Origin of the sequence: Novosphingobium sp. SG720, from assembly GCF_012275365.1 — a bacterium.
In the GTDB taxonomy this organism is placed as follows: Bacteria; Pseudomonadota; Alphaproteobacteria; order Sphingomonadales; family Sphingomonadaceae; genus Novosphingobium; species Novosphingobium rhizosphaerae.
This window is the reverse complement of the sequence record NZ_JAAZQN010000002.1, coordinates 62,606-83,250: the sequence shown is the minus strand read 5'-3', so window position 1 is coordinate 83,250 and position 20,645 is coordinate 62,606. Positions and strand designations below refer to the sequence as shown.

Annotated in this window: 10 protein-coding genes; 4 read left to right on the top strand and 6 right to left on the bottom strand. The window is 66.7% G+C overall.

Annotated elements, in window-relative coordinates:
* The first annotated feature begins 9 nt into the window (after positions 1-9).
* The 3 genes from FHW94_RS09750 (at position 10) to FHW94_RS09740 (ending at position 3,824) form a co-directional block, all read left to right on the top strand.
* The gene (locus FHW94_RS09750) at positions 10-2,265 is read left to right on the top strand and encodes a ThiF family adenylyltransferase (RefSeq protein WP_168555650.1); all 2,256 of its coding nucleotides are present in this window, start codon (positions 10-12) and stop codon (positions 2,263-2,265) included.
* Positions 2,258-2,938, top strand: a complete 681-nt coding sequence (locus tag FHW94_RS09745) for a hypothetical protein (protein ID WP_168555649.1) — start codon at positions 2,258-2,260, stop codon at positions 2,936-2,938. The genes FHW94_RS09750 and FHW94_RS09745 overlap by 8 nt, the downstream gene beginning before the upstream one ends.
* Before the next feature lie 355 nt (positions 2,939-3,293).
* Positions 3,294-3,824 (top strand): hypothetical protein, encoded by a 531-nt coding sequence (locus tag FHW94_RS09740; protein WP_168555648.1) that lies wholly within the window; start codon positions 3,294-3,296, stop codon positions 3,822-3,824.
* On the opposite strand, the gene FHW94_RS09735 is transcribed toward FHW94_RS09740, so the two are convergent.
* The 4 genes from FHW94_RS09735 to FHW94_RS09720 all read right to left on the bottom strand — a co-directional run bounded on the left by FHW94_RS09735 (position 3,821) and on the right by FHW94_RS09720 (position 9,528).
* The gene (locus FHW94_RS09735) at positions 3,821-4,702 is read right to left on the bottom strand and encodes an EamA family transporter (RefSeq protein WP_168555647.1); all 882 of its coding nucleotides are present in this window, start codon (positions 4,700-4,702) and stop codon (positions 3,821-3,823) included. The two genes, FHW94_RS09740 and FHW94_RS09735, sit on opposite strands and share 4 nt — an antisense overlap.
* A 21-nt stretch (positions 4,703-4,723) precedes the next feature.
* Positions 4,724-6,523 carry an AMP-dependent synthetase/ligase gene (locus FHW94_RS09730; RefSeq protein WP_168556070.1) on the bottom strand — a complete coding sequence of 600 codons (1,800 nt, stop codon included), beginning with the start codon at positions 6,521-6,523 and terminating at the stop codon, positions 4,724-4,726.
* A 177-nt stretch (positions 6,524-6,700) separates the two neighbouring features.
* Positions 6,701-8,482: a gamma-glutamyltransferase gene (gene ggt, locus FHW94_RS09725; RefSeq protein WP_246866052.1), complete on the bottom strand. Its 1,782-nt coding sequence runs from the start codon at positions 8,480-8,482 to the stop codon at positions 6,701-6,703.
* Between the two features lie 11 nt (positions 8,483-8,493).
* Complete coding sequence (locus tag FHW94_RS09720) at positions 8,494-9,528, bottom strand: quinone-dependent dihydroorotate dehydrogenase (protein ID WP_168555646.1); 1,035 nt, start codon at positions 9,526-9,528, stop codon at positions 8,494-8,496.
* Positions 9,529-9,969: 441 nt separating this feature from the next.
* Between FHW94_RS09720 and FHW94_RS09715 the strand changes: the two genes are divergently transcribed.
* The gene (locus FHW94_RS09715) at positions 9,970-10,908 is read left to right on the top strand and encodes a helix-turn-helix domain-containing protein (protein WP_168555645.1); all 939 of its coding nucleotides are present in this window, start codon (positions 9,970-9,972) and stop codon (positions 10,906-10,908) included.
* A 9-nt stretch (positions 10,909-10,917) separates the two neighbouring features.
* On the opposite strand, the gene lldD is transcribed toward FHW94_RS09715, so the two are convergent.
* Both lldD and FHW94_RS09705 read right to left on the bottom strand, forming a co-directional pair.
* A complete protein-coding gene (lldD, locus tag FHW94_RS09710) occupies positions 10,918-12,048 on the bottom strand; it encodes an FMN-dependent L-lactate dehydrogenase LldD (protein WP_168555644.1) in 1,131 nt (376 codons plus the stop codon).
* 155 nt (positions 12,049-12,203) lie between these two features.
* A complete protein-coding gene (locus FHW94_RS09705) occupies positions 12,204-20,531 on the bottom strand; it encodes a hypothetical protein (protein ID WP_168555596.1) in 8,328 nt (2,775 codons plus the stop codon).
* Positions 20,532-20,645 lie beyond the last annotated feature (114 nt).

Sequence of the window (20,645 nt, the reverse complement as noted above, 5' to 3'; positions counted from 1 at the left end):
GCGGCATCAATGTCAGCCGCCGCTGAGCATCTTTTCCGGGTGGCCCAGAGCCACCCGGAATGCTGCGGTGGCATGGTGCTCGGCGCAGATGCCGTCCGTCTCGACATCAAAGTCGAAATGCCTCTCCACATGAAAGCTGATGGCCTCAGCACAACCGGTGTTCGCACCGTTGAGCCGGTAACGTTTTCGATCCCGGCGAATTACCCCTGGCAATCACCCAGGGTGAGCCTGCGCGCTGACTTCCCGAGGATCTTTCCGCATCTTCTGCCCGGCACCTCTGACGCTCTGCCCCGCCCTTGTCTTGTAGATGGCGATCAGGACGAATTCTTCCTCCAGTTTGGCCTCGTCGAATATGGCCTGTTCCACTTGATCGAGCAGATGGCGATCTGGCTGCGCAAGGCGGCGATTAGCGACCTGATCGATCCAGTCCAAGGCTGGGAGCCGATGATGCGCCGCGGCCTCGTCGATGTCCTAGCCCTTGATGCAGAAGCCGTGCGTAGCGCGGTCCGCAAGTCCGGGGGCTATGTCGCCTGGCGCGCTCGCTTTCTACGGCGCGGTGAACGTGATGCGCAGCTGATGTCCGGCGCATCCGCCTGGATCGATAGCGCAGCCAGCAAGACCCCTTTGAGCAGAGAGGACGACACGCTCTTTACTGGAAGCCGAATTAGCAACGGCGCCAGCCGCGGCGCGACCGTTGTCGGAGTTATATGGCCGGACAAGCCGCCATCTGGGGGCGAACTTATCAGCGACCACTATATCCCGGAGGACGTCACCGATCTGCGGGGACTGCGCGCCCGGGCCGTTAGCTACGGTTGTGGGCGGGGCCTCGACCTGTTTTTGGGCAATGTCTCGCGCTGTTTCGAGGGCTATCATATCGACGCGGTCATCCCGATCGGCGTGATCCTTTGCGTCCGGCGCCCCTTCCATCTGATCGGTTCGTCATCGGCGATCGAATTGCTTCCCTACATCATCGAGCTGCGTCCCTTCGCGGGTCGCAAGTCGCTGCTGGCTCGTGGGGATGACGAGCCGGTCGCACCCGCACTTCACTTTCAGGCCATGACGCTTGGTTTGCTGCGCACTTTGTCGGGGGCACCGGAGCGCGTTCCCCTGGCTATGCTCGGGTGCGGAAGCGTCGGTTCCAAACTTGCCCTCCATGCTGCGCGCACCGGTCAGTCAGTCATTACTGTTAGCGACAACGGATGGCTGCGGCCGCACAACATGGCACGTCACGGCCTGGGACCCGCACATGTGGGTGCAAACAAGGCAGAGGCGCTTGCTGGCGAACTACGAGATCTTGGTCAGGGTACCGCCCATCACTTGGGCGACATCGCTGTCGGTCTGCATGATGCGGATCTACGCAGCCAGATCGTTCCGGCAGCAGCGAAATTAGTCGTCAATGCGACAGCCTCGCTGGCCGTGCGCGAAGCGCTGGCGGCGGCTACGAAACCGCGTGATCGCAATCGGCAGATCGAAGCGGCACTCTTCGGCCGGAGCCGAATGGGCTATCTGTTGATCGACGGGGCAGACCACAACCCCAATCACTGTGATCTCATGGCGGAACTGTACGCGACGCTCGACGATCCCGAGGCGGCTTCTCTATTATTCGATCCTGATGAGGGCTTGGCGGAAGTCCAAATTGGCCAGGGATGCGGATCGCTGACGATGACGGTTGACGATGCGCAGCTGTCGATGATGACGGCAGGCCTCGCGAAGGAAATAAACCGAGCGGCAGGCCAGCCGGATAAGGAGGGCACAATCGTAATCGGCGTCTCTGGGAGCGATGCGCCTACCATGCGATGGTCGCGCCGTGCGGTTCCGCCGTTCGAAACCGTCGCCATTGAGGGGAGCGACGGTTGGCAGCTGCGCATTGCGGCCCGGGTTGCAGAGTGTATCCGGTCCGAGGCTGCCAGCTTCAAGAATGTCGAAACGGGCGGGTTGATGATCGGACTGAGCAGCGCGCGCCTCAAAACAGTGACCGTCGTAGATATCCTCGACGCGCCGCCTGACAGTCAGCGATCTCCGACTTTGTTTCTTCTCGGAACGCAGGGCCTTCGGAAATCCATCGAATGTCGTCATCTTGCCAGTGGGCGGACGCTATTCGATGTCGGCACGTGGCACAGTCACCTCGCGGACGAGGGGCCATCGGCCATGGACTGGAATACTGCCGCCGATCTGGCCATCAGTCGCGCACCGCCGTCTGTTTTGCTGATCGTGACACCCAGGCGCTTCCATGCGCTCATCGCGAAGGAAAATGCCGGTGGCTGACACAAAGTCTCTGAAGGAGCAGAATGCGTGGCTCATACGGGCAGCCATGGTCACTCATATCGTTGCCTTTGCCTGGATTGCACTTGAGCCGGGAAAGCTAATCAAGGCCGGATCGGTTGAGCTGGGTAAGAAACTTGAAGGTCTGGCAGTTCCCGGATCGGCGTCGCTCGGGCTCATTGTAATCACTTCGCTTATGCTGCTCGGCCTTATTCCGCCGGTTTGGCGCGACCGGATTATTCACTTGCGTTGGCAAAATCCGTTACCTGGATGTCGCGCTTTCTCGGAGATTGGTCCAAAATCGAGTCATGTCGATATGCAAGGGTTGACGGCGCATATCGGCGTGCCACCCACCGACCCGGACGCCCAGAACCATCTCTTTTATCGGTTGTACAAGCCGCTGCGCGACGACGTTGGCGTGTGTGACGCCCATCGGCGTTATCTCGCTGCGCGAGACATCGGGACAATTTCCGCCTTGCTGGTCATTCCGCTTCCTATCATGGCGATGATCGCGACACATGATATCGCCCGGGCAGGCTGGTACGCAGCGCTGCTACTTTTCACTTATTTACTGTGTGCCATTGCGGCGAAAAATTACAGCTTGCGGATGGTTCAGCATGTGCTGGCGCTTACTGCGGTCCAGGTTCTGCCCTCGTCAGCACCGCCCGTGCCGTGAAAATGCATGGCAGGCATTCGCCAAAGCCGCTGACTGTTGATGATAGGGAACGGAAATTGGTGAGTTATGGTGATTACCCGGTGCTTACTCTCCACAGTCACCACACTCAAACTTGCCAGAATTATGCCTTATCTACAAAAGCATACTTCCATTCAATAGCTGAGGTCTGGTACTTCCGCTATCGGCGTAGCTGACAAGGCCGGGCCCCTGCCGCGCCTTGGTGCAGTTTACCATAACGGCGCGGCGGGAGCCGTGCGCATGGGACGATTAATGGCGCGCTAACTATCGGGGCGTAGCTTTTGGCCATCGGCGGGCCAGATTTTGAACGGACGGGCCGGCCGCATCGGAGTGCGCCATGTCCCACAGCCAGACTGCCACCCAGCTGCTGAACGAACTGCGTGAATTCGCCAGTTTTCCCGCAGCGACCCAGCGCTATATCCGGCGCAGCCTGGATATCGGCCTGGGCCGGCGCGACGCGTTCCAGATCTGGGCGCGCACCCCGGCAGAGACGGCCGCGATCCGCACGCAATACGTGGTCTATCAAGATCTCAAACTGCTGCGCACGATGCTGCCCGAGGGGCCGGCGGCCGACGGCATCGAGCGCTTCATGGGCGCGTTGATCCGGCTTTCCGCGTTCGATTTGGGGCAGGATCGGCTCGATGGGTTTTCGGCCTATCGTTTCCTTTACGAGCGGCTGCTGAGCGCCGACGTGCGCCCCTGGCTGCCCGCGGCGTTCTGCGGCGCGGCGGCGCTGCCGCAGATCCGCCCGTTGCGGCGCAAGGACCTGCTGCAATCGATCAGCGAAGCGGCTGCCACGGCACCGGGCTGGTCCACCCGCGCCCCCACTTTCTTTCCCGAATTCGTGCCGCTGGAAGAGGCGGCCTAGGCCGCTTCGGACCGGCGCGGCGTGGCAAAGGCGGCGGTGCCGGCCAGCGCCGTGACGATCAGGGCAATCGCCAGCCATTGGCCGGGGGTGAGCCGCTCACCCAGCAGCACCCAGCCGGTTAGCGCGGCGATCGCTGGCGCGGCGCTGAGCAGCATGCCGAAGACGTGCGCGGGCAGGCGCCGCATCGCCCCGATTTCAAGACCATAAGGCAACGCGCTGGACAGGACGGCAATGGCCAGGCCCATGCCGAGCACGTGGGGCGCGAAGAGCTTTGCCCCACCCACCGCGATGCCGAGTGGCGGCACCACGATCACCGCGGCCACGGCCATGCCCCAGGCCACCGCATCGCTGCCAAGGCTGGCCGCCACGCGCCGCCCGAGCAGGATATAGCTGGCCCAGCATGCCGCGGCGGCAGCAGCAAGCAGCACCCCGCGCGGATCGAGTGCCTCGTGTGGGGCCAGGCTGGGCCAGGGCATCAGCAGTGCGAGCCCACCCGCCGCACAGGCCAGCCACACGAAATCGCGCGGATGGCGCGAGGCGGCGAGCACGATGGCCAGGGGCCCCATCACTTCGATGCCCACGGCAATGCCGATGGGGATATGGGAAAAGGCCTGGTAAATGAGGAAATTCATGACGCCCAGGATCGCGCCATAGCCGGCAAGACCGGCCCAGAGCGCGCGCGGCACCGGCCGGCGCCAGGGCCGCCGCCATGCCAGCAGCACCAGCGCCGCCAGGCTAACCCGCAGCAGCGTGGTGCCGCCGGCACCCACCAGCGGAAAGAGTTGCTTGGCAAAGCCGGCGCCCAGATTGCCCGAGACTTGCGCGGCGAGCGTGGCGCAGACGCCGATCAGGGTGGTGTGCTGGGCAGAGCGGGGCATCCGCCTGCCTTAGCGCGTCGATCAAGCCTTGTAGAGGGCGTCGAGCCGGGGGCCGTAGCGTTCGCGGATCTTGTGGCGGCGGATCTTGAGCGAGGGCGTGAGTTCCTCGTTGGCAATGGCAAAGGGTTCATCGGCCAGGGTGAACTGGCGCACCTTTTCGATGACGGAAAGATCGCGGTTCACGCGGTCCACCGCCTCGCGCACGGCGCTGCGGAAGGCAGGCAGGTCCGCCAGCCGCGCCAGGTCGTGCGGTGCGTCGTTTTCCACCGACCACTGCATTGCCCATTCCGCGTCGGGCACGATGAGGCCGACGACATAGGGCCGCTTGTCGCCCGAAACCATGGCCTGGGCGATTTCGGGCTGCAGCGTGAGCATGCCCTCGATCTTTTGGGGAGAGACATTGTCGCCCTTGTCGTTGACGATCATGTCTTTCTTGCGGTCGGTGATCTTGATGCGGCCCTGCGCGTCGATATGGCCGATATCGCCGGTGTGCAGCCAGCCATCCTGGATGGCACGCGCGGTTTCGGCATCGTTGTGCCAATAGCCGTGCATGACCAGCTCGCCGCGCACGAGGATTTCGCCATCGGGGGCGATGCGCACGTCCACGCCGCACAGCGGCGGGCCGACGGTATCCATGCGGATGCCGGCGGCCGGACGGTTGCAGGCGATCACCGGGCCGGCTTCGGTCTGGCCATAGCCTTGCAGCATGGTCAGCCCCATGGCTTCGAAGAACAGGCCCACTTCTGGGTTGAGCGGCGCGCCGCCCGAAACCAGCGCTTTCATCCGTCCGCCGAACCGCGCGCGCACCTTGGGGCGCAAGGTGCGCTCGATCAGCAGATTGAGCGGACGATCGATCAGGCGCATGTGCCCGGTTTCCTGGCGGTGGCTGGCAATGGCAAGCGCTCGGTCCATCAGCCAGCTGGCCAGGCGGCCCTGCTTTTCGACCTGCTTGATGATCCGTGCGCGCAGCACTTCGAACAGGCGCGGCACCACCACCATGATCGTGGGGCGCACTTCCTCGATATTGGCGGCCAGCTTTTCCAGCCCCTCGGCATAGGCGATGCGCGCGCCCACCCCGATCGGCAGCCATTGCCCGCCGGTGTGCTCGTAAGCGTGGCTCAGCGGCAGGAACGAAAGGAACTGGTCGTCGCCAAGGTGGAAATCCTCGGCCAGGATCTGCGCCGCGCCAGCGACGTTGGCAAGGATCGCACCGTGGTGCTGGCGCACGCCGCGCGGGGCGCCGCCGGTGCCGCTGGTATAGATGATGCACGCCAGGTCCTGCCGCCCGATCGTGGCCAGGCGCTGCGTCACTGCGGCACGCGCAGCGGCGGCATCGCCCTGCACCAGGCTGTCCCATTCGTGGAAGTGCAGCGTGCCCGATTGCTGCTGGCGCAGCGGCTCGATCGCGATCACGTGTTCGGCGCAAGGCGCAGTGAGCGCGGCGGCCAGCAGCGGCTGGGCCAGCTTGGCATTCGACACGATGATCGCCCGCGCGCCGGAATTTTCCAGGATGTGCAAGTGATCGCGCTGGGTGTTGGTGGTGTAGGTGGGCACGGTCACCAGGCCCGCAGCCATGATCGCGATATCGGCCATGCACCATTCGGGCCGGTTTTCCGACACCAGCATGACCCGGTCTCCGGGATTGAGGCCCAGCGCACGCAAGGCTTGCGCTAGCAGGCACACCTGGTCGGCCACTTCGCGCCACGACTGCGCCACCCACGCACCCTGGCGCTTGGCCGATAGGAACGGGGCATCGCCATGTTGCGCGGCGCGGGCCAGGAACAGGCTGACCAGGTTGGGCGTCTCGCCCAGCTGCGCCACCAGGCTTGCGGCTTGCAGGCTGGCGGCTTGGATTTCAGGCACGGACACGCGAACTCTCCCACCTGGCCCACACCGGGGCCAGTTCCCAAAACGGATAGCTAGGCTGCGTGTTCCGCTACGGCAAGCGTGCTTTGGTGGATGTCACCCGGCTGCCATGGGGCAGCCGGGTTGGCACGATCATTGGGCGATCGCGGCGCCTTCGCTGCGCGGATCGGCGGCGCCCAGCCAGCGGTTGCCCACGCGCTCGATCGCGTTGGCCTTGAGCGGCATCTTGCAGGCCTGGGCCTGGGCGTGGCCCATGGCGACAAGCGTGGGGATCATCGTTTCCAGGCGGCTGCCCTGTTCCACGCAAACCCGCTCGCCCGGTGCGAACAGCACGGGCAGGGCGAGGGCCTGTTGCGCGGTCAGATGCCAATCGAGCACGCCGATCAGCGCGCGGATCACCTGGGCGGGGATCGTGGCCCCGCCAGCGGCGCCCACCACCAGCCGCACCTGTCCGTCCGGGCCATAGACCACCGTGGGCGACATCGAGCTGCGCGGCCGCTTGCCGCCTTCCACGCGATTGGCCGTGGGCTGGCCATCGTGCATGGGATCGAGGTTGAAATCGGTCAGTTCGTTGTTGAGGAAATAGCCATTGGCCATCAACCCCGAACCGAACGCGCTTTCCACCGTGGACGTATAGCTGGCGACATTGCCCCAGCGATCCACCGTGACGAAATGCGATGTGCCGAATTCGGGCTGCGCGCGCGCCGGGGCGAGCGCAGTCTTGACGCCGGCTGGCACCCCGGCGGTGACGCGGGGCAGGGCAGTCTGTGCCGAAATCAGCTGCGAACGCTGGGCCAGGTAGGCCGGATCGGTGAGGCCGGCCACCGGCACGCTGACGAAATCGGGATCGGCCAGGTACTGGTCCCGGTCGGCATAGGCCAGGCGCTCGCTTTCGGCGAGGAGATGCCAGGCCACCGGGCTATCGGGGCCCAGCGCGGTCAGATCGAACCGTTCGAGCTGGCCCAGCGTGGCCAGTACGGTGGTGGCGCCTGAAGAGGGCGGCCCCATCGAGCAGATGCGATACTGGCGATACTTGCCGCATACAGCCGGGCGTGGAACGGCCTTGAACGCGGCAAGGTCTGCCGTGGTCAAAGGCGCCGGGTTGACCGGGGCCGTGCCCACCTTGGTGGCGATGGCCTGGGCATTGGCGCCGCTGTAGAACCAGTCTGCGCCACGGGCGGCCAGGGCTTCGAGCGTATCGGCCAGGGCCGGATTGCGCACCACCGTGCCGACCGGCAACGGCCGGCCATCGGCGCCGTAGAACAGCGCGCGGCCGGCAGGATCGAGGCCGGCGATCTCGGGGCTGTCGGACAAGGCGCGATAGAGGCGCGGGGTGATGGCAAAGCCATCGCGCGCCAGCTTGATCGCCGGGGCAAACAGCATGCGCCATGCGAGCTTGCCGTGTTCGGCGTGCGCCAGGGCGGCAAGCCGCAGCGAGCCGGGTACGCCCACGCTGCGCCCGCCAGGCCGCGCCTGGGGAAAGGCCATGGGCTGGCCATCCTTGAAGAACCACTGCGGGGTGGCGGCGGCAGGCGCCTTTTCGCGGCCATCGACCGTATCCACCTGGCCGGCGGCATCGGCCATCACCAGGAAGCCGCCGCCGCCAATGCCCGAGCTTTGCGGTTCCACCACGGTCAGCGCCAGCATCGTCGCGAGCGCGGCATCGGTGGCCGAACCACCCTGGCGCAGCATCTGCGCCCCGGCATCGGCCGCGCGCGCATCGGCGGCGGAAACCAGGCCCTGCCGGCCCACATCCGCCCCATCGAGACGGCCAGGCGCCAGGGCCGACGCTTGCGGCGGCACCGATGCCGGCGCGGAGGCCGCGCCCGGCATGGTCTGGCAGGCGCCAAGGCCAAGGGTGGAAAGGACCGCCAGCGAGGCAGTGGCAAACGGGGGGAGGCGACGCAGGTTCATGACCTTGTTCGCTATTGCGTCCCGACGGCCTCTGCAATGCTTGTCATGCCGGCGGCACGCACGCGGCGGGCGAGACCGGTGACGATATTCTGCGCGAGCTTGGGCCCGTGGAAGACCATGGCGCTATAGAGCTGGATCAGGCTGGCACCGGCGCAGATGCGCTGCCAGGCGTCTTCGGCGCTGGCAATGCCGCCCACGCCGATCAGCGGGATGGCCCCGCCGGTGGCGCTGCGGAAGGCGCGCAGCATGTCGAGCGCCATGGGCGCCAGCGGCTTGCCCGAAAGCCCGCCGGTTTCGGCCGCCAACGGCGAGCGCAGGCCGGCCGGGCGGGTGATCGTGGTATTGGTCACGATCAGCGCATCGAGCCGCTTGTCGAGCGCGATCCGACAGATCGCATCGATGTCCGAGGTTTGCAGATCGGGCGCCAGCTTGAGAAAGATCGGTGTCTTGTGTGGGCCGCGGGCAGCGATCACGGCATCGAGCAGGTCGCCCAGCGCACTTTCATCCTGCAAGGCGCGCAGCCCCGGCGTGTTGGGCGAACTGATGTTGACGGTGAGATAAGTGGCCAGGGGCGCTGTGATCCGCGTCATTTCCGCATAATCGGCCACGCGATCGGGCGAATCCTTGTTGGCGCCGATGTTGACACCCAGGATGCCGGGGCGGCCCAGGCGCTGGGTCAGCCGGCGGCCCACCACTTCGGCGCCATCGTTGTTGAAGCCCATGCGGTTGATCACCGCTTCGTCCTCGATCAGGCGGAACAGGCGCGGGCGCGCGTTGCCGGCCTGCGGGCGCGGGGTAACCGTTCCGATTTCGACCGATCCGAAACCCAGGCCGAACAGCGCATCGGGCACTTGGGCGTTCTTGTCGAAACCGGGCGCCAGGCCCACCGGATTGGGGAACACGATGCCGGCCACGCGCTGGGCCAGGGCCGGTTCCGGCGCGGCGCGGCCGCCCAGCGGCGAGAGCGCCAGCGCGCGCAGCGTCAAGGTGTGGGCGGTTTCGGCCGGCAAACGAAAAAGCAAAGGACGTGCAAGACGATAGAGCATACCGGGCCATGCGTTGGGAGCGATCGGGGCAAGGGCTTTCCCTATTGCGGCCCGGGGGCGCGTCGCCAAGTCGCAAAACGCCGTCCAAGTGGATTAATGTCGCGCTGCGCTGCGAAAACCTTTCCGCTGTGGCGCGGATGCCACCGATTTTGTCGAATCCATACAATCCGGGAATCAGCCTATCGCCTAGTTCCGCATTGCGACCCGAAGGGCTCGGTGCAGCGATGTATCGAGTTCTCCACTTCACGGCGGCTTGGCCCTTGGGCTGGGTCGCCGTTTTTTCATCCATTCTCGAAGTATCGGCCACTTTGCCTTGACATGACAGTGGCCTGGGTGATCGCTGCTGCCGATGGGGCTTCGCAAAAGATCACAGCACGACTTGGTGCAAAATGGGCCTGTGCAGGATCGCTCCGCGCCAGATCGGCACGGGACCGGTCAGGCATGAACGGGGGCTGGTCCATCCCGCAACCGGGCGACATGGCCGGGTTTGACGGGGCCCGGTTCGACATGGCCTATCAACCCGCGCCGCCAGACCTGGCCCGCTACGTGACCATGTTTTTCGAGATGCGGTCCCACGCCGCCCACCTGGTCGCCGCGCAGCCGGCCGGCCCTGGCGTGCTGGTCTTTTTCCTGCGTGGCGCGGGCACGTTGCACACCGTGGGCGGCGCGGCGGACGCCAGTTGCCGGGCCAGCCTGCTGACCCCGCTTTCGGCAGCGGCGCGGATCGAGATGGCCGGGCCCTGGCATCTGTTCGGCGCGTCGTTGTCCCCGCTCGGCTGGGCGGCGTTGACCGGCGGCCTCTCGGCGGCCGAGCACGGCAACCGCCTGCGCGAGGCCGGCACCTTGCTGGGCAGCCCGGTACGCCGCCTGGGTGAAGACCTGGCCCAGGCCCACGGCGTGCAGCCGCTGACGCTGACCGAGATGGTGGCGCGCAGCGCGCCGGTGCTGCGCGCGCGGCTGCACGCCTTGCCCGATGCGCATGTGCGCCTGGTCGAAGCAGTGCTGGCCTGGCTGGGCCGCACGATGTCACCGGTGCTGGATGATCTCTATGGCGGTGCGTTCTATTCGCCGCGCCAGTTGCAACGCCTGGTCGATCGCTATTTCGGATTGCCGCCCAAGCAGCTTGCCCGCCAATATCGTGCCCTGCGCGCGGCGGCCCTGCTCAGCGATCCGGCGATCACGCCGCAGCGGGCAGCGGCCGTGGCCGACCATTTCTATGACCAGTCCCACATGATCCGCGAAGTGCGGCTGTTCACCGGGCATACGCCGGCGCGGCTGGCCGGGGCACACCTGTCGGTGCTTTCGGCGATGCTGGCGATGCGCAACCTGGGCACGCTCGATCCGCCGCTGCGCCGGCGGATCAGGGACTGGGGCGGCTGACCGTCTGGCTCACGCCAGGGTGTGGGCCCCCAGATCGGCCAGGGTGCGCGCGCCGGTAAGTGCCATGGTCACGCGCATGTCGCGTCCGATCAGGTCGAGCAACTGGCCGACGCCGGCTTCGCCCCGCGCGGCCAGGGCATAGATGAACGCGCGGCCCAGCATCACCGCGTCGGCACCGCTGGCGATCATGCGCACCACGTCGAGCCCGGTGCGCACGCCTGAATCGGCCAGGATGCGCAAATCGCCTTTCACCGCGTCGGCAATGCGCGGCAGGGCCGCCACCGATGACAGCGTGCCATCCAACTGGCGGCCGCCATGGTTGGACACGACGAGGCCATCGGCGCCAAAGCGCACCGCATCGCGCGCATCATCGGGTTCGAGAATGCCCTTCACCACCATCGGCCCGTCCCAGAAGGCGCGAATCCATTCCAGGTCCTTCCACCCGATGGCCGGATCGAAATTGGCGGCCAGCCAGCCGATGTAATCGCCCAGCGCCATGGGCTTGCCCATGTAGCGCGAGATATTGCCCAGGTCGTGCGGCCGCCCGCGCAGGCCCACGTCCCAGGCCCAGGCCGGATGGGTCATGGCCTGGACCATGCGGCGCAAGGGCGCCCGCGCGCCCGACATGCCCGAATGCGCATCGCGATAGCGCGAGCCGGGCAGCGGCATATCGACCGTGAACACCAGCGTCTTGATGCCGGCCGCCTTGGCGCGTTCCAGCACGGCGCGCATGAAGCCGCGGTCTTTGAGCACATAGAGCTGGAACCAGATCGGCCGGGGGCACTGCGCCTGCACTTCTTCCAGCGGACAGACCGACACGGTGGAAAGCGTGAACGGCACGCCATGGGCGGCCGCGGCGCGCGCAGCCTGCACTTCGCCGCGCCGCGCATACATACCGGTGAGGCCCACCGGCGCCAGCACTACCGGCAGGGCCATGTCTTCGCCAAACAGCGTGGTTGCGGTGGACAGCCCGGCCACGTCGCGCAGCACGTTCTGGCGGACGGACAGCGCCTGGAGATCGGCCTCGTTCCGGCGCAGCGTGGTTTCCGCGCCCGATCCACCATCGATATAGTGGAACAGGAAAGGCGGCAGGCGCCGCTGCGCCGCGGCCCGGAAATCGGTGGGTGCGGAAATGATCATCTGGCCATCCATCGCTCGTCGTTGCGCCGGGCCTATCACGGCCGGGAACGAAAGGGGAGAGGGCATCAAGCGATCATGATCGCTTTTGATCGAATGCAATCAAAAAAGGGGGAGGCATATAGCCTCCCCCTTCGTTGCGCCCCCTGTTTCCCGCGTCAAAGCTGGAAATCGGACGCCTGAAGATTGACCAGCCCATCGAGCCGGATCCAGAAGTCCGACACCCCATCGCCATTGGTATCGCCCTGAACATAGGTGTTGCCCGAAACCTGGGTGAAGCGCAGTTCGCCGGCCACGTGGTGGAACGTGCTGGTGCCGATCCATGCAAAGGCATCGTCGCCCACCGTGTTGCTGTTGGCGTCCACCCCGATCAACGACACCAGATCCCTCGATCCATGCGAGAAATCGGTGATCCGATCGGCGGTGGAAGCGGTGTTGCCGCCGAAATCGCCATCGCGGAAGATGAACTTGTCGGCCCCCGCGCCGCCGGTCAGCACGTCGCGCCCGGCGCCGCCGATCAGGCGATCGTTGCCCGCCCCGCCGTCCAGGGTGTTGCGGCCGGCGTTGCCGGTAATGACGTTGGCGCCGCTGTTGCCGGTCACCAGCAGGTTCTTGCTGCCGCTGAGCGTCACGTTGTCGACATCGGCGGCCATGGTGAAGCTGTGGTTGGAGGCCACGGTCACCACGTCGGACAGGGCAAAGCTGATCCCGCCCAGCGCCTCGTACTTGACGGCGTTGATCGTGATCCCGGTGGTGGCGTCGATCGCCGTGATGCCCGAGCCGGCGAGGCCGCCGATGGTATCGGCACTGAGCGCGGCGATCGCCGCCCCGGTATCGACCAGCGTGATCGGCGCGCTGCTCGAAAGCTGGACATTGCCGAGTTCGGCCGCCTGGGCCGCGCTCAATTGCAGGGCCCCGCCCGACACTTCCACATTGTCCACGCCCGATGCGCTCATCGCGGCATAGACCGACGGCGATAGCGCGGCCAGATCGGCCGCCGTGGCGATGATCGTCACGTCATCGGCGCTGGTCAGCGTGATCGCGCCCAGCGCCACGAACTGGGCCAGCGACAGCACCAGGGCGTCGTCGGTGGCATTGAGCGCGGTGATGCCGCGCTCGGCCAGATCGGCAAAGTCGTATGTCGAAAGGCCGCCCAGCGTGGCACCGCTTTCGGCCAGCACCACATTGCCGCCCACGAAGGGGAATTCGTTGTAGCGCGCCAGATCGGCCAGGCCGAGCGACAACGTGCCCTGGGTGACGGCAATGGCGTCGATGCCATGCAGCCCCAGCAGCGCGCGGGTTTCATTGTTGAGATCGGCCGCCTGCTGCGCGGTGAGATCGACCACGGCCAGATCGTTGCCCGCGACATAGATCGATCCCATGACATCGAGTTGATCGAGCGTGAGATGGACAACGCCATCGGTGGCATCGATCATGCCCACCCCGCCACTGGCCAGGGCGGCCAGCGCTTCGGGCGCAAGGGCCGCGATGACCGCGCCTTCGTCGGTCAGGCTCAGGCCGTCCCCGGCTTCGATTTCCACCGCGCCGAGCGCGGCAAACTGGGCGACCGAAAGCGACAGGGCGCCCGACACGTGCACCACATCGACCCCTGCTTCGGCCAGGAACGCCAGTTCCTCGGGCGAGGCGTCAGCGATCTCGTCGGCGACGACTGCCAGGCGCGCGACGATTTCGGGATCGAGCGCCAGGCCTTCCACCGCCAGATTGGCCAGCGTGGCCAGGTCGACGGTCAGCGACGGGGCCAGCGCGGTGACCATGTCCACCCCGGCGGCGACCAGCGTGGCGATATCGTCGGTGGTAAGCGTGGCCAGGGTATCGCCGTTGAACCACACCTTCACCGTGTCCTGCGCGGTAAGCGCCACTTCATCGAGCAACAGGAACTGGTCATAGGACAGGACCAGCACATCGTCGCTTGCATCGAAGCGAGTGACGCCGCTGTCACCCAGCGCGGCCAGGGCATCGTTGCCGAACTGGGCCAGCGCCGCGCCGCTGTCTGCCACGACCACATGGCTGCCTTGCGTGAAGCCGATCACATTTTCGCGAAAGCTTGCCCAGGTATCGAGTGATAGCGTCAGGGCGCCGTCGGTGGCGTCGATCAGCACCACTTTGCGCGCGGCCAGCGCGTCGATCTCGGCGCTGGTCAGGGCGGCAAGGTGGGCACCGGTATCGGCGATCTCGATATAATCGTCGGCACCGACGGCGATGCCCTCGATCGCGGCAAGCTGGGCCAGCGACAGCGTGAAGGAATTGTCGGTGGCATCGAGACGCACGATTGGCAGCGAATGGAAATCTGCCGGGTATTCGGCCAGGTAATCGGTGATGACAGCACCGCTGTCGACCAGCGTGAGGCGTGCCTGCGCATCCCAGGCCAAGCCGGACAATTCATCGGCCTTGAGCACCGACAGGCTCAGGTCGTGGTCGGTCACGGCGATGCCGGTCAGGCCCATGTCGCGCAGCAGGGCGATATCGTTGTCGGACATGCCGGCGATCGTGGCGCTATCGGCCGCGAGCGTGACAGTGGTCTCGGCGGCAAAATGCACCCCGTCGAGCGCAAGCAACTGGCCCAGCGATAGCGTTGCCGCCCCGTTCGACAGGGCGATGAGGTCAATGCCGCGCGCAACCAGGTCGGCAAGGTTCGAGGTCGACAGCGCCGCCAGCGCGGTGCCCGTGGCCTCCAGCGTCACCGTATCGTTTGCCGTCAGCGCCGCGGTGTCCAGCGCGGCCAGTTGCGCCAGGTTCAGCACCAGCGCATCGTCGGTGGCATTGATGCGATCCACGCCGCTTGCGACCAGGCCTGCCAGGTCAGCGGCCGAAAGGGCGCCGAGCGCCGCGCCACTGGCCGACACGACCACCGGCTGGCCATCGCCCAGCACCACGTCACCCAGGGCCTGCGCCTGTTCCAGCGACAGCGTCAGCTGGGCATCGCTGGCCTCGATCGCGGTAAAGCCTTCGCTGCCCAGCGCAGCGATCTGCGCCACGGATAGCGCGGCCAGGGCCTCTGCCGAATCGAGCAGCACGACCCCGTCAGCATCGGTCAGCGTGACGCCAGCCGCGTGCAGGGTGGCCCACTGGTCCACGTCCAGCCACAGCGTGCCGTCGAAGGCATCGATATGGGTGACGCCCAGATCGACCAGGTCGGCAAGCTGGGCAGGGGTGCGATTGGCAATGAGGTCGGCCGCATCTTCCACCGCGAGGTCCGCGGCCGCGATGGTGAGGCTGCCCAGAGCGTCTGCCTGATCGAGCGTGATCGTGGCGCTCTGGTTGCCAAGGTCGAGCACGTCGACACCCAGGCTGGCAAGCGCCTGCAGGTCGGCAGGCGCCAAGTCTGCCAACTGCACGGGGGTGAGCACGAGCGAAACCGTATCGGCGGGGGTCAGCGCAATCCCGTCAAGCGCGTTGAGCTGCGCAAGATCAAGCGAAAGGACGCCGCCCGCGCCGGCCAGCGCGTCGATGCCATGGGTGGCGAGATAGGCGAGGTCCACGGTGCCGAGCGATGCCATGTCTTGCGCGGAAACCGACAGGATCACGTCGCTGTCCGCCGTCAACGTGGCGCCGTCGTCGATCGCGCCGAACGTGTCGAGCGTCAAGACCAGCACGCCCTGCGTGACATCCACCGAAATCACGCCGTTGGCAACACTGTCGAGCCAGGCCTGCGCGCTCAGCGCGAAGAGCACTTCGCCACTGTCGGCCAGGATGATACCATCGGGCGCGGCCAGGATCAGGTCCGCCACGGCGTTGAACTGGGCGAGGCTGAAAGTCACGGCCCCGTCTGTCACGCTCAGCCGCGCCACGCCCTCGTCGATCATCGCGGCGATGTCGCTGGTGCTCAGCGCGCCGATCTGTTCCGCGCTGCCTTGCACGGTCACCGTGTCGTCGGCGGCCAGGGCCAGGTTGCCCAGCGCAAAGAACTGGTCGACCTGCAGCGTCAGCGCGTCGTTGGTCGCGTCGATGCGGTTGACACCGATGGCGTTGAGCGTGTCGAGATCCGCCGTGGACAGACCGCCGATCGTGGCGCCGGTATCGGCCAGGATGAACGTGGTGCTGCCATCGACCGCCACGCCATCGAGCGCCTCGATCTGTGCCAGGTTGAGCGCGAGCATACCATCGGTGGCAAGCAGGACGTCGATCCCGGCCACCTTGAGGTCTGCAATGTCAGTGGTGGCGAGCGCGGCGAGATGGGCGCCGGTATCGGCCAGCGTGACGCTGTCTTGCGCCAGGAGCGTGACCGTGCCCAACGCCTGGAACTGCGCCACCGTCAGGACCGGCGCTGCGTCACTGGTGGTGAGGGTATCGATCCCGTAGTCGGCCAGCTGGGACAAGTCCTGGGCCGAGAGATCGGCGAGTTCGGCCGGCGTGAGGCGGACGATCGCCACCGTGCCATCGGCGATATAGGTGTTGCCCAGGGCCAGAACCTGCTCCAGCGACCAGACCAGCGGCCCATCGGTGGCCGCAATGCTGATCACTCCCCGCGCCGCGATCAGGCTGATATCCTCGGCCGAGAGCGCATGCAGGGCTTGCGCACTATCGGCGATCGAGACGGCATCGCCGTTGGCGAAGGCCAGCAGTTGGCTGGCCACGAACTGCGCATGATCGAGCACCAGGACATCGTCGGTGGCGTCGAGCACCACGTTGCCCTTGTCGGCGATCGCGGCCAGCTGGGTGGGCGTGAGCGCTGCCAGGGCGGCGCCACTGTCGGCCACGGTCAGCACGTCGCTGCCAAAGCCGAGCGTGCCCATGGCGAGCACTTTGGCGACATCGAGCGTGATGGCGTTGCCCGTCACGTCCACCGCGGTCGTGCCGAGCGCTGCCAGGGCCGCCCATTGCGTCGTATCGAGATTTTCCAGCGCGGCGGCGCTGTCGATCACGATGCCGCCCTGCGCAAAGGTGGCGCCGGTCAAGGCCAGGGCCTGCGCCGCACTCAGTTCCAGAACGCCGCTGGTGGCCGCAACCGCGTCCACGCCCATTGCGACAAGATCGGCCAGGTCGCTGGCAGACAGCGCTTCGATCGTGGCAGCGGCATCGGTCAGCGTGATGGTGTCGGATGGCGCCAGCGACAGGCCACCGAGCGCCTGGGCCTGTGCCACGGTTAGCGAGAGGACATGGTCACTGGTGGACAGCGCATCGACGCCCAGTGCGGCCAGATCGGTAAAGTCCTGCGCGGTCAGCGCGGCAAACTCTGCGCCGGTGGCCACCACGGTGACCGTATCGCCGGCCGTCAGGGCCATGCTGCCAAGCGCCTGCACCTGGGCGAGCGAAAGGGCAAGTTCGTCGTCGCTGGCGTCGATCGCGTCGATCCCGCGTCCGGCCAATGCAGCAAGGGCAGCAGTGTCGAGGGCGGCGATATGGGCGCTGGTGTCGGCAAGGGTGACGGTGTCGCCGGCGGTAAGGGCCACGCCGGCCAGGGCATCGGCCTGTGCCACGGAAAGATGCAGCGCGTCGTCGCTGGCATTCACCGCGTCGATCCCGGCGGCAGCGAGCGCGGCCAGAGTCGCTGCAGAAAGCGCGGCGATATCAGCGCCGGCATCGTCCAGAGTCACCACGTCGTCGGCGATAAGGCCGATGGTGCCCAGCGCCTGGGCCTGCGCGGCAGAAAGCGAAAGCGCGTTGCTGTCGCTGTCGATCGTATTGATCCCGGCGGTGGCGAGCGCGGTGATCTCGTGGGCGGTGAGCGCCTCGATATGCGCGGCGGTATCGGCCAGGATCACGGTATCTGCCGCCGTCACGCTGACGGAACCAAGCGCTTGCGCCTGCAGCACGGTGAGCGGCAGGGCGCCGCCCGTGGCATGGATGGCATCGATGCCCAGCCCGTCCAGGGCGGCAATGTCGGCAGCGCTCAGCGCGGCGATGTTGGCACCGGTATCGGTCAGAGTCACCGTGTCGGCAGCGGCGAGGGCAAGGCCACCGAGCGCCTGGAATTGTGCCACGGTCAGCGAGAGAACGTGATCGCTGGTGGACAGCGCATCGACGCCAAGTGCCGCCAAGTCGGTGAAATCCTGCGCCGTGAGCGCGGCAAATTGTGCGCCGCTGGCCTCTACCGTGACCAGATCACCGGCGGTCAGCGCCAGCCCGCCAAGCCCTTGCGCCTGTTCGAGCGAGAGCGTGAGCGCATTGTCGGTGGCGTCGATCGTGGTGAAGCCGCGGGCAGCCAGTGCGGCAAAATCGGCCGTGGTCAGCGCAGCGATATGGGCGCCGCTGTCGGCCAGGGTGATGGTGTCGCTGCCCGAAACGGGCACGCTGACCAGGGATTCCGCCTGGGCCACCGTGAGCGCGAGCGCATCGTCGCTGGCGTCCACCGCGTCGATCCCGGCGGTGACCAGCGCGGCGAGCGCCGTGGCCGACAGCGCGGCGATATGGGCGCCGGTATCGGCCAGCGTGACGGTGGTGGCCGGGGCCAGCGCGATCGAGCCCAGGGCCTGGGCTTGCGCCACGGTGAGCGCGAGCGTGCCGCCGGTGGCCGAAAGCGTATCGATCCCGGCGGTGGCGAGCGCGGCGATCTGGTTGGCGGTGAGCGCTTCGATATGGGCGGCCGTATCGTCCAGGGTCACGGTATCGGCAGCGGTCAGGCTGACTGCACCAAGCGCTTGCGCCTGGGCCACGGTGAGCGACAGCGTGCCGCCCGTGGCATGGATCGTATCGACGCCCAGCCCGGCCAGCGCGGCGATATCGGCAGCGCTGAGTGCGGCGATGTGGGCGCCGGTATCGGCCAGGGTAATGGTGTCGGCCGCGGTGAGGGCAATGGTGTCGAGCGCCTGGACCTGCGCCACGGTGAGCGCGAGGACATTGTCGGCAGCGTCGAACTTGTCCACGCCCAATTGGGCCAGCGCATCGATCGTCGCGGCCGACAGCGCGGCGAGGGCGGTGCCCGCGTCGGCCAGGGTGACGACGTCGGCCCCGGTCAGGTCGGTACCGGCATTGTCCACCGCCAGGATCTGTTCCACGCTCAGCGCCAGGACATTGTCGAGGGCGTCGATCTGGGTGATGCCGCGCAAGTAGAAGTCTTCGAGCGCGGTGCCGCCCAGCGCCTCGATCGCGGCCGAGCTGTCGGTGAGCACGGCGGTGTGGTTGGTGAACCACAGCCCGGCGTCGACAACGGCCTGCGCCTGCGCCACGGAAAGCGCCGGCTGGCCATCGCTGGGCCCAAGCAGGTCCACCCCGGCTTGGCCGAGCGCGCCAATGTCGGACGCCGAAAGCGCGGCGATTTCTGCCATGGTCGCTGCGGCGATGACCGTGTTGGCCGGCGTCAGGGCCATGGTACCCAGTGCCGCGATCTGGTCCAGGGACAAGGTGAGGGCGCCGTCGGTGGCGTCGATCGTGTCGAACCCGGCGCTGGCGAGCTGGGCCAGTTCCGCCGGGGTCAGCGCGGCAAGGTTGGCGCCGGTGTCGGCAAGGGTGAGCGCGTCGACACCGGTGAGGCTGACGCTGCCCAGCGCCTGTGCCTGCGACACGCTCAGGCTCAGCGCATCGTCGGTGGCGTCGATCGCATCCACCCCGGCGCTGGCCAGGGTTGCCAGCGTTGCCGCGGAAAGCGCAGCGATATTGGCGCCGCTATCGGCGAGGGTGACGAGATCGCCACCGGTCAGTTCCACCGTGCCCAGGCCTTCGAACTGGGCCACGGTCAGGTGCAGCACGTTGTCGGTGGCGTCGATCTTGTCGATTCCGGCATCGGCCAGCGCGGCAAAGGCAGAACTGGGCAGGGCGGCGATGTTGGCGCCGGTGTCGCCCAGCGTGATCACGTCGCCGGCGACCAGCTGCACCGTGCCGAGCGCCTGGTATTGCGCCACGCTCAGCGTCAGGACGTTGTCGGTGGCGTTGATCTTGTCAAAGCCCGAAGCGGCGAGGCCCGCGATCTGCGCCACGCTCAGCGCGCCGATGCTGGCCCCCGTTCCCGACAGGGTGAGCACGTCGTTGGCAGCCACGGTCACCGTGCCGAGCGCCTGGTATTGGGCGAGCGTCAGCGACAGGACATTGTTGGTCGCGTCGAGCTGGTCCACCCCGGCGTCGGCCAGCGCGGCGATGTCGGTGGCCGAAAGCGCAGACAGCGTGGTGCCCGTGCCGGTGAGCGTGACGGTGTCGCTGCTGGTGAGCGCCACGGTGCCCAGGGCCTGGTACTGCGCCACGGTCAGCGAGAGCGCATTGTCGGAGGCGTCGATCTTGTCGATCCCGGCGTCGGCCAGGCCGTCAATGTCGGTGGCAGACAGCGCGGCGATGTGGGCGCCGGTATCGGCCAGCGTGATCACGTCGCCTGCCGCCAGCGTGACATCGCCAAGCGCCTGGTACTGCGCCACGGTAAGCGAGAGGACGTTGTCCGTCGCGTTGATCTTGGCAATGCCGTTGGTGGCCAGATCGCCAAAATCGGCCGCGCTCAAGGCGGCGATATTGGCACCGGTATCGGCCAGCGTGTAGGTGTCGGCCGAGACATAGGGCTTGTTGGCATTGTAGGTCGACACGGTGACGTTGATGTTCGCCATTTCTTGACACCTCAGGGCGTTGAAAAGAACATGGCGCACCGTCCCCGCTCGCGCAAAAAAGGCCGCCAGGTATACCGGGCCGCCAGGCGGGATGCCGGGCAGCGCAATTTTTCA

Bases quoted from the DNA above. Each gene is read 5' to 3' on its own strand.
- FHW94_RS09750 (WP_168555650.1), top strand. From the start codon at position 10: ATGTCAGCCGCCGCTGAGCATCTTTTCCGGGTGGCCCAGAGCCACCCG.
- lldD (WP_168555644.1), bottom strand. From the start codon at position 12,048: ATGATCATTTCCGCACCCACCGATTTCCGGGCCGCGGCGCAGCGGCGC.
- FHW94_RS09720 (WP_168555646.1), bottom strand. From the start codon at position 9,528: ATGCTCTATCGTCTTGCACGTCCTTTGCTTTTTCGTTTGCCGGCCGAA.
- FHW94_RS09735 (WP_168555647.1), bottom strand. From the start codon at position 4,702: ATGCCCCGCTCTGCCCAGCACACCACCCTGATCGGCGTCTGCGCCACG.
- ggt (WP_246866052.1), bottom strand. From the start codon at position 8,482: ATGAACCTGCGTCGCCTCCCCCCGTTTGCCACTGCCTCGCTGGCGGTC.
- FHW94_RS09715 (WP_168555645.1), top strand. From the start codon at position 9,970: ATGAACGGGGGCTGGTCCATCCCGCAACCGGGCGACATGGCCGGGTTT.
- FHW94_RS09705 (WP_168555596.1), bottom strand. From the start codon at position 20,531: ATGGCGAACATCAACGTCACCGTGTCGACCTACAATGCCAACAAGCCC.
- FHW94_RS09740 (WP_168555648.1), top strand. From the start codon at position 3,294: ATGTCCCACAGCCAGACTGCCACCCAGCTGCTGAACGAACTGCGTGAA.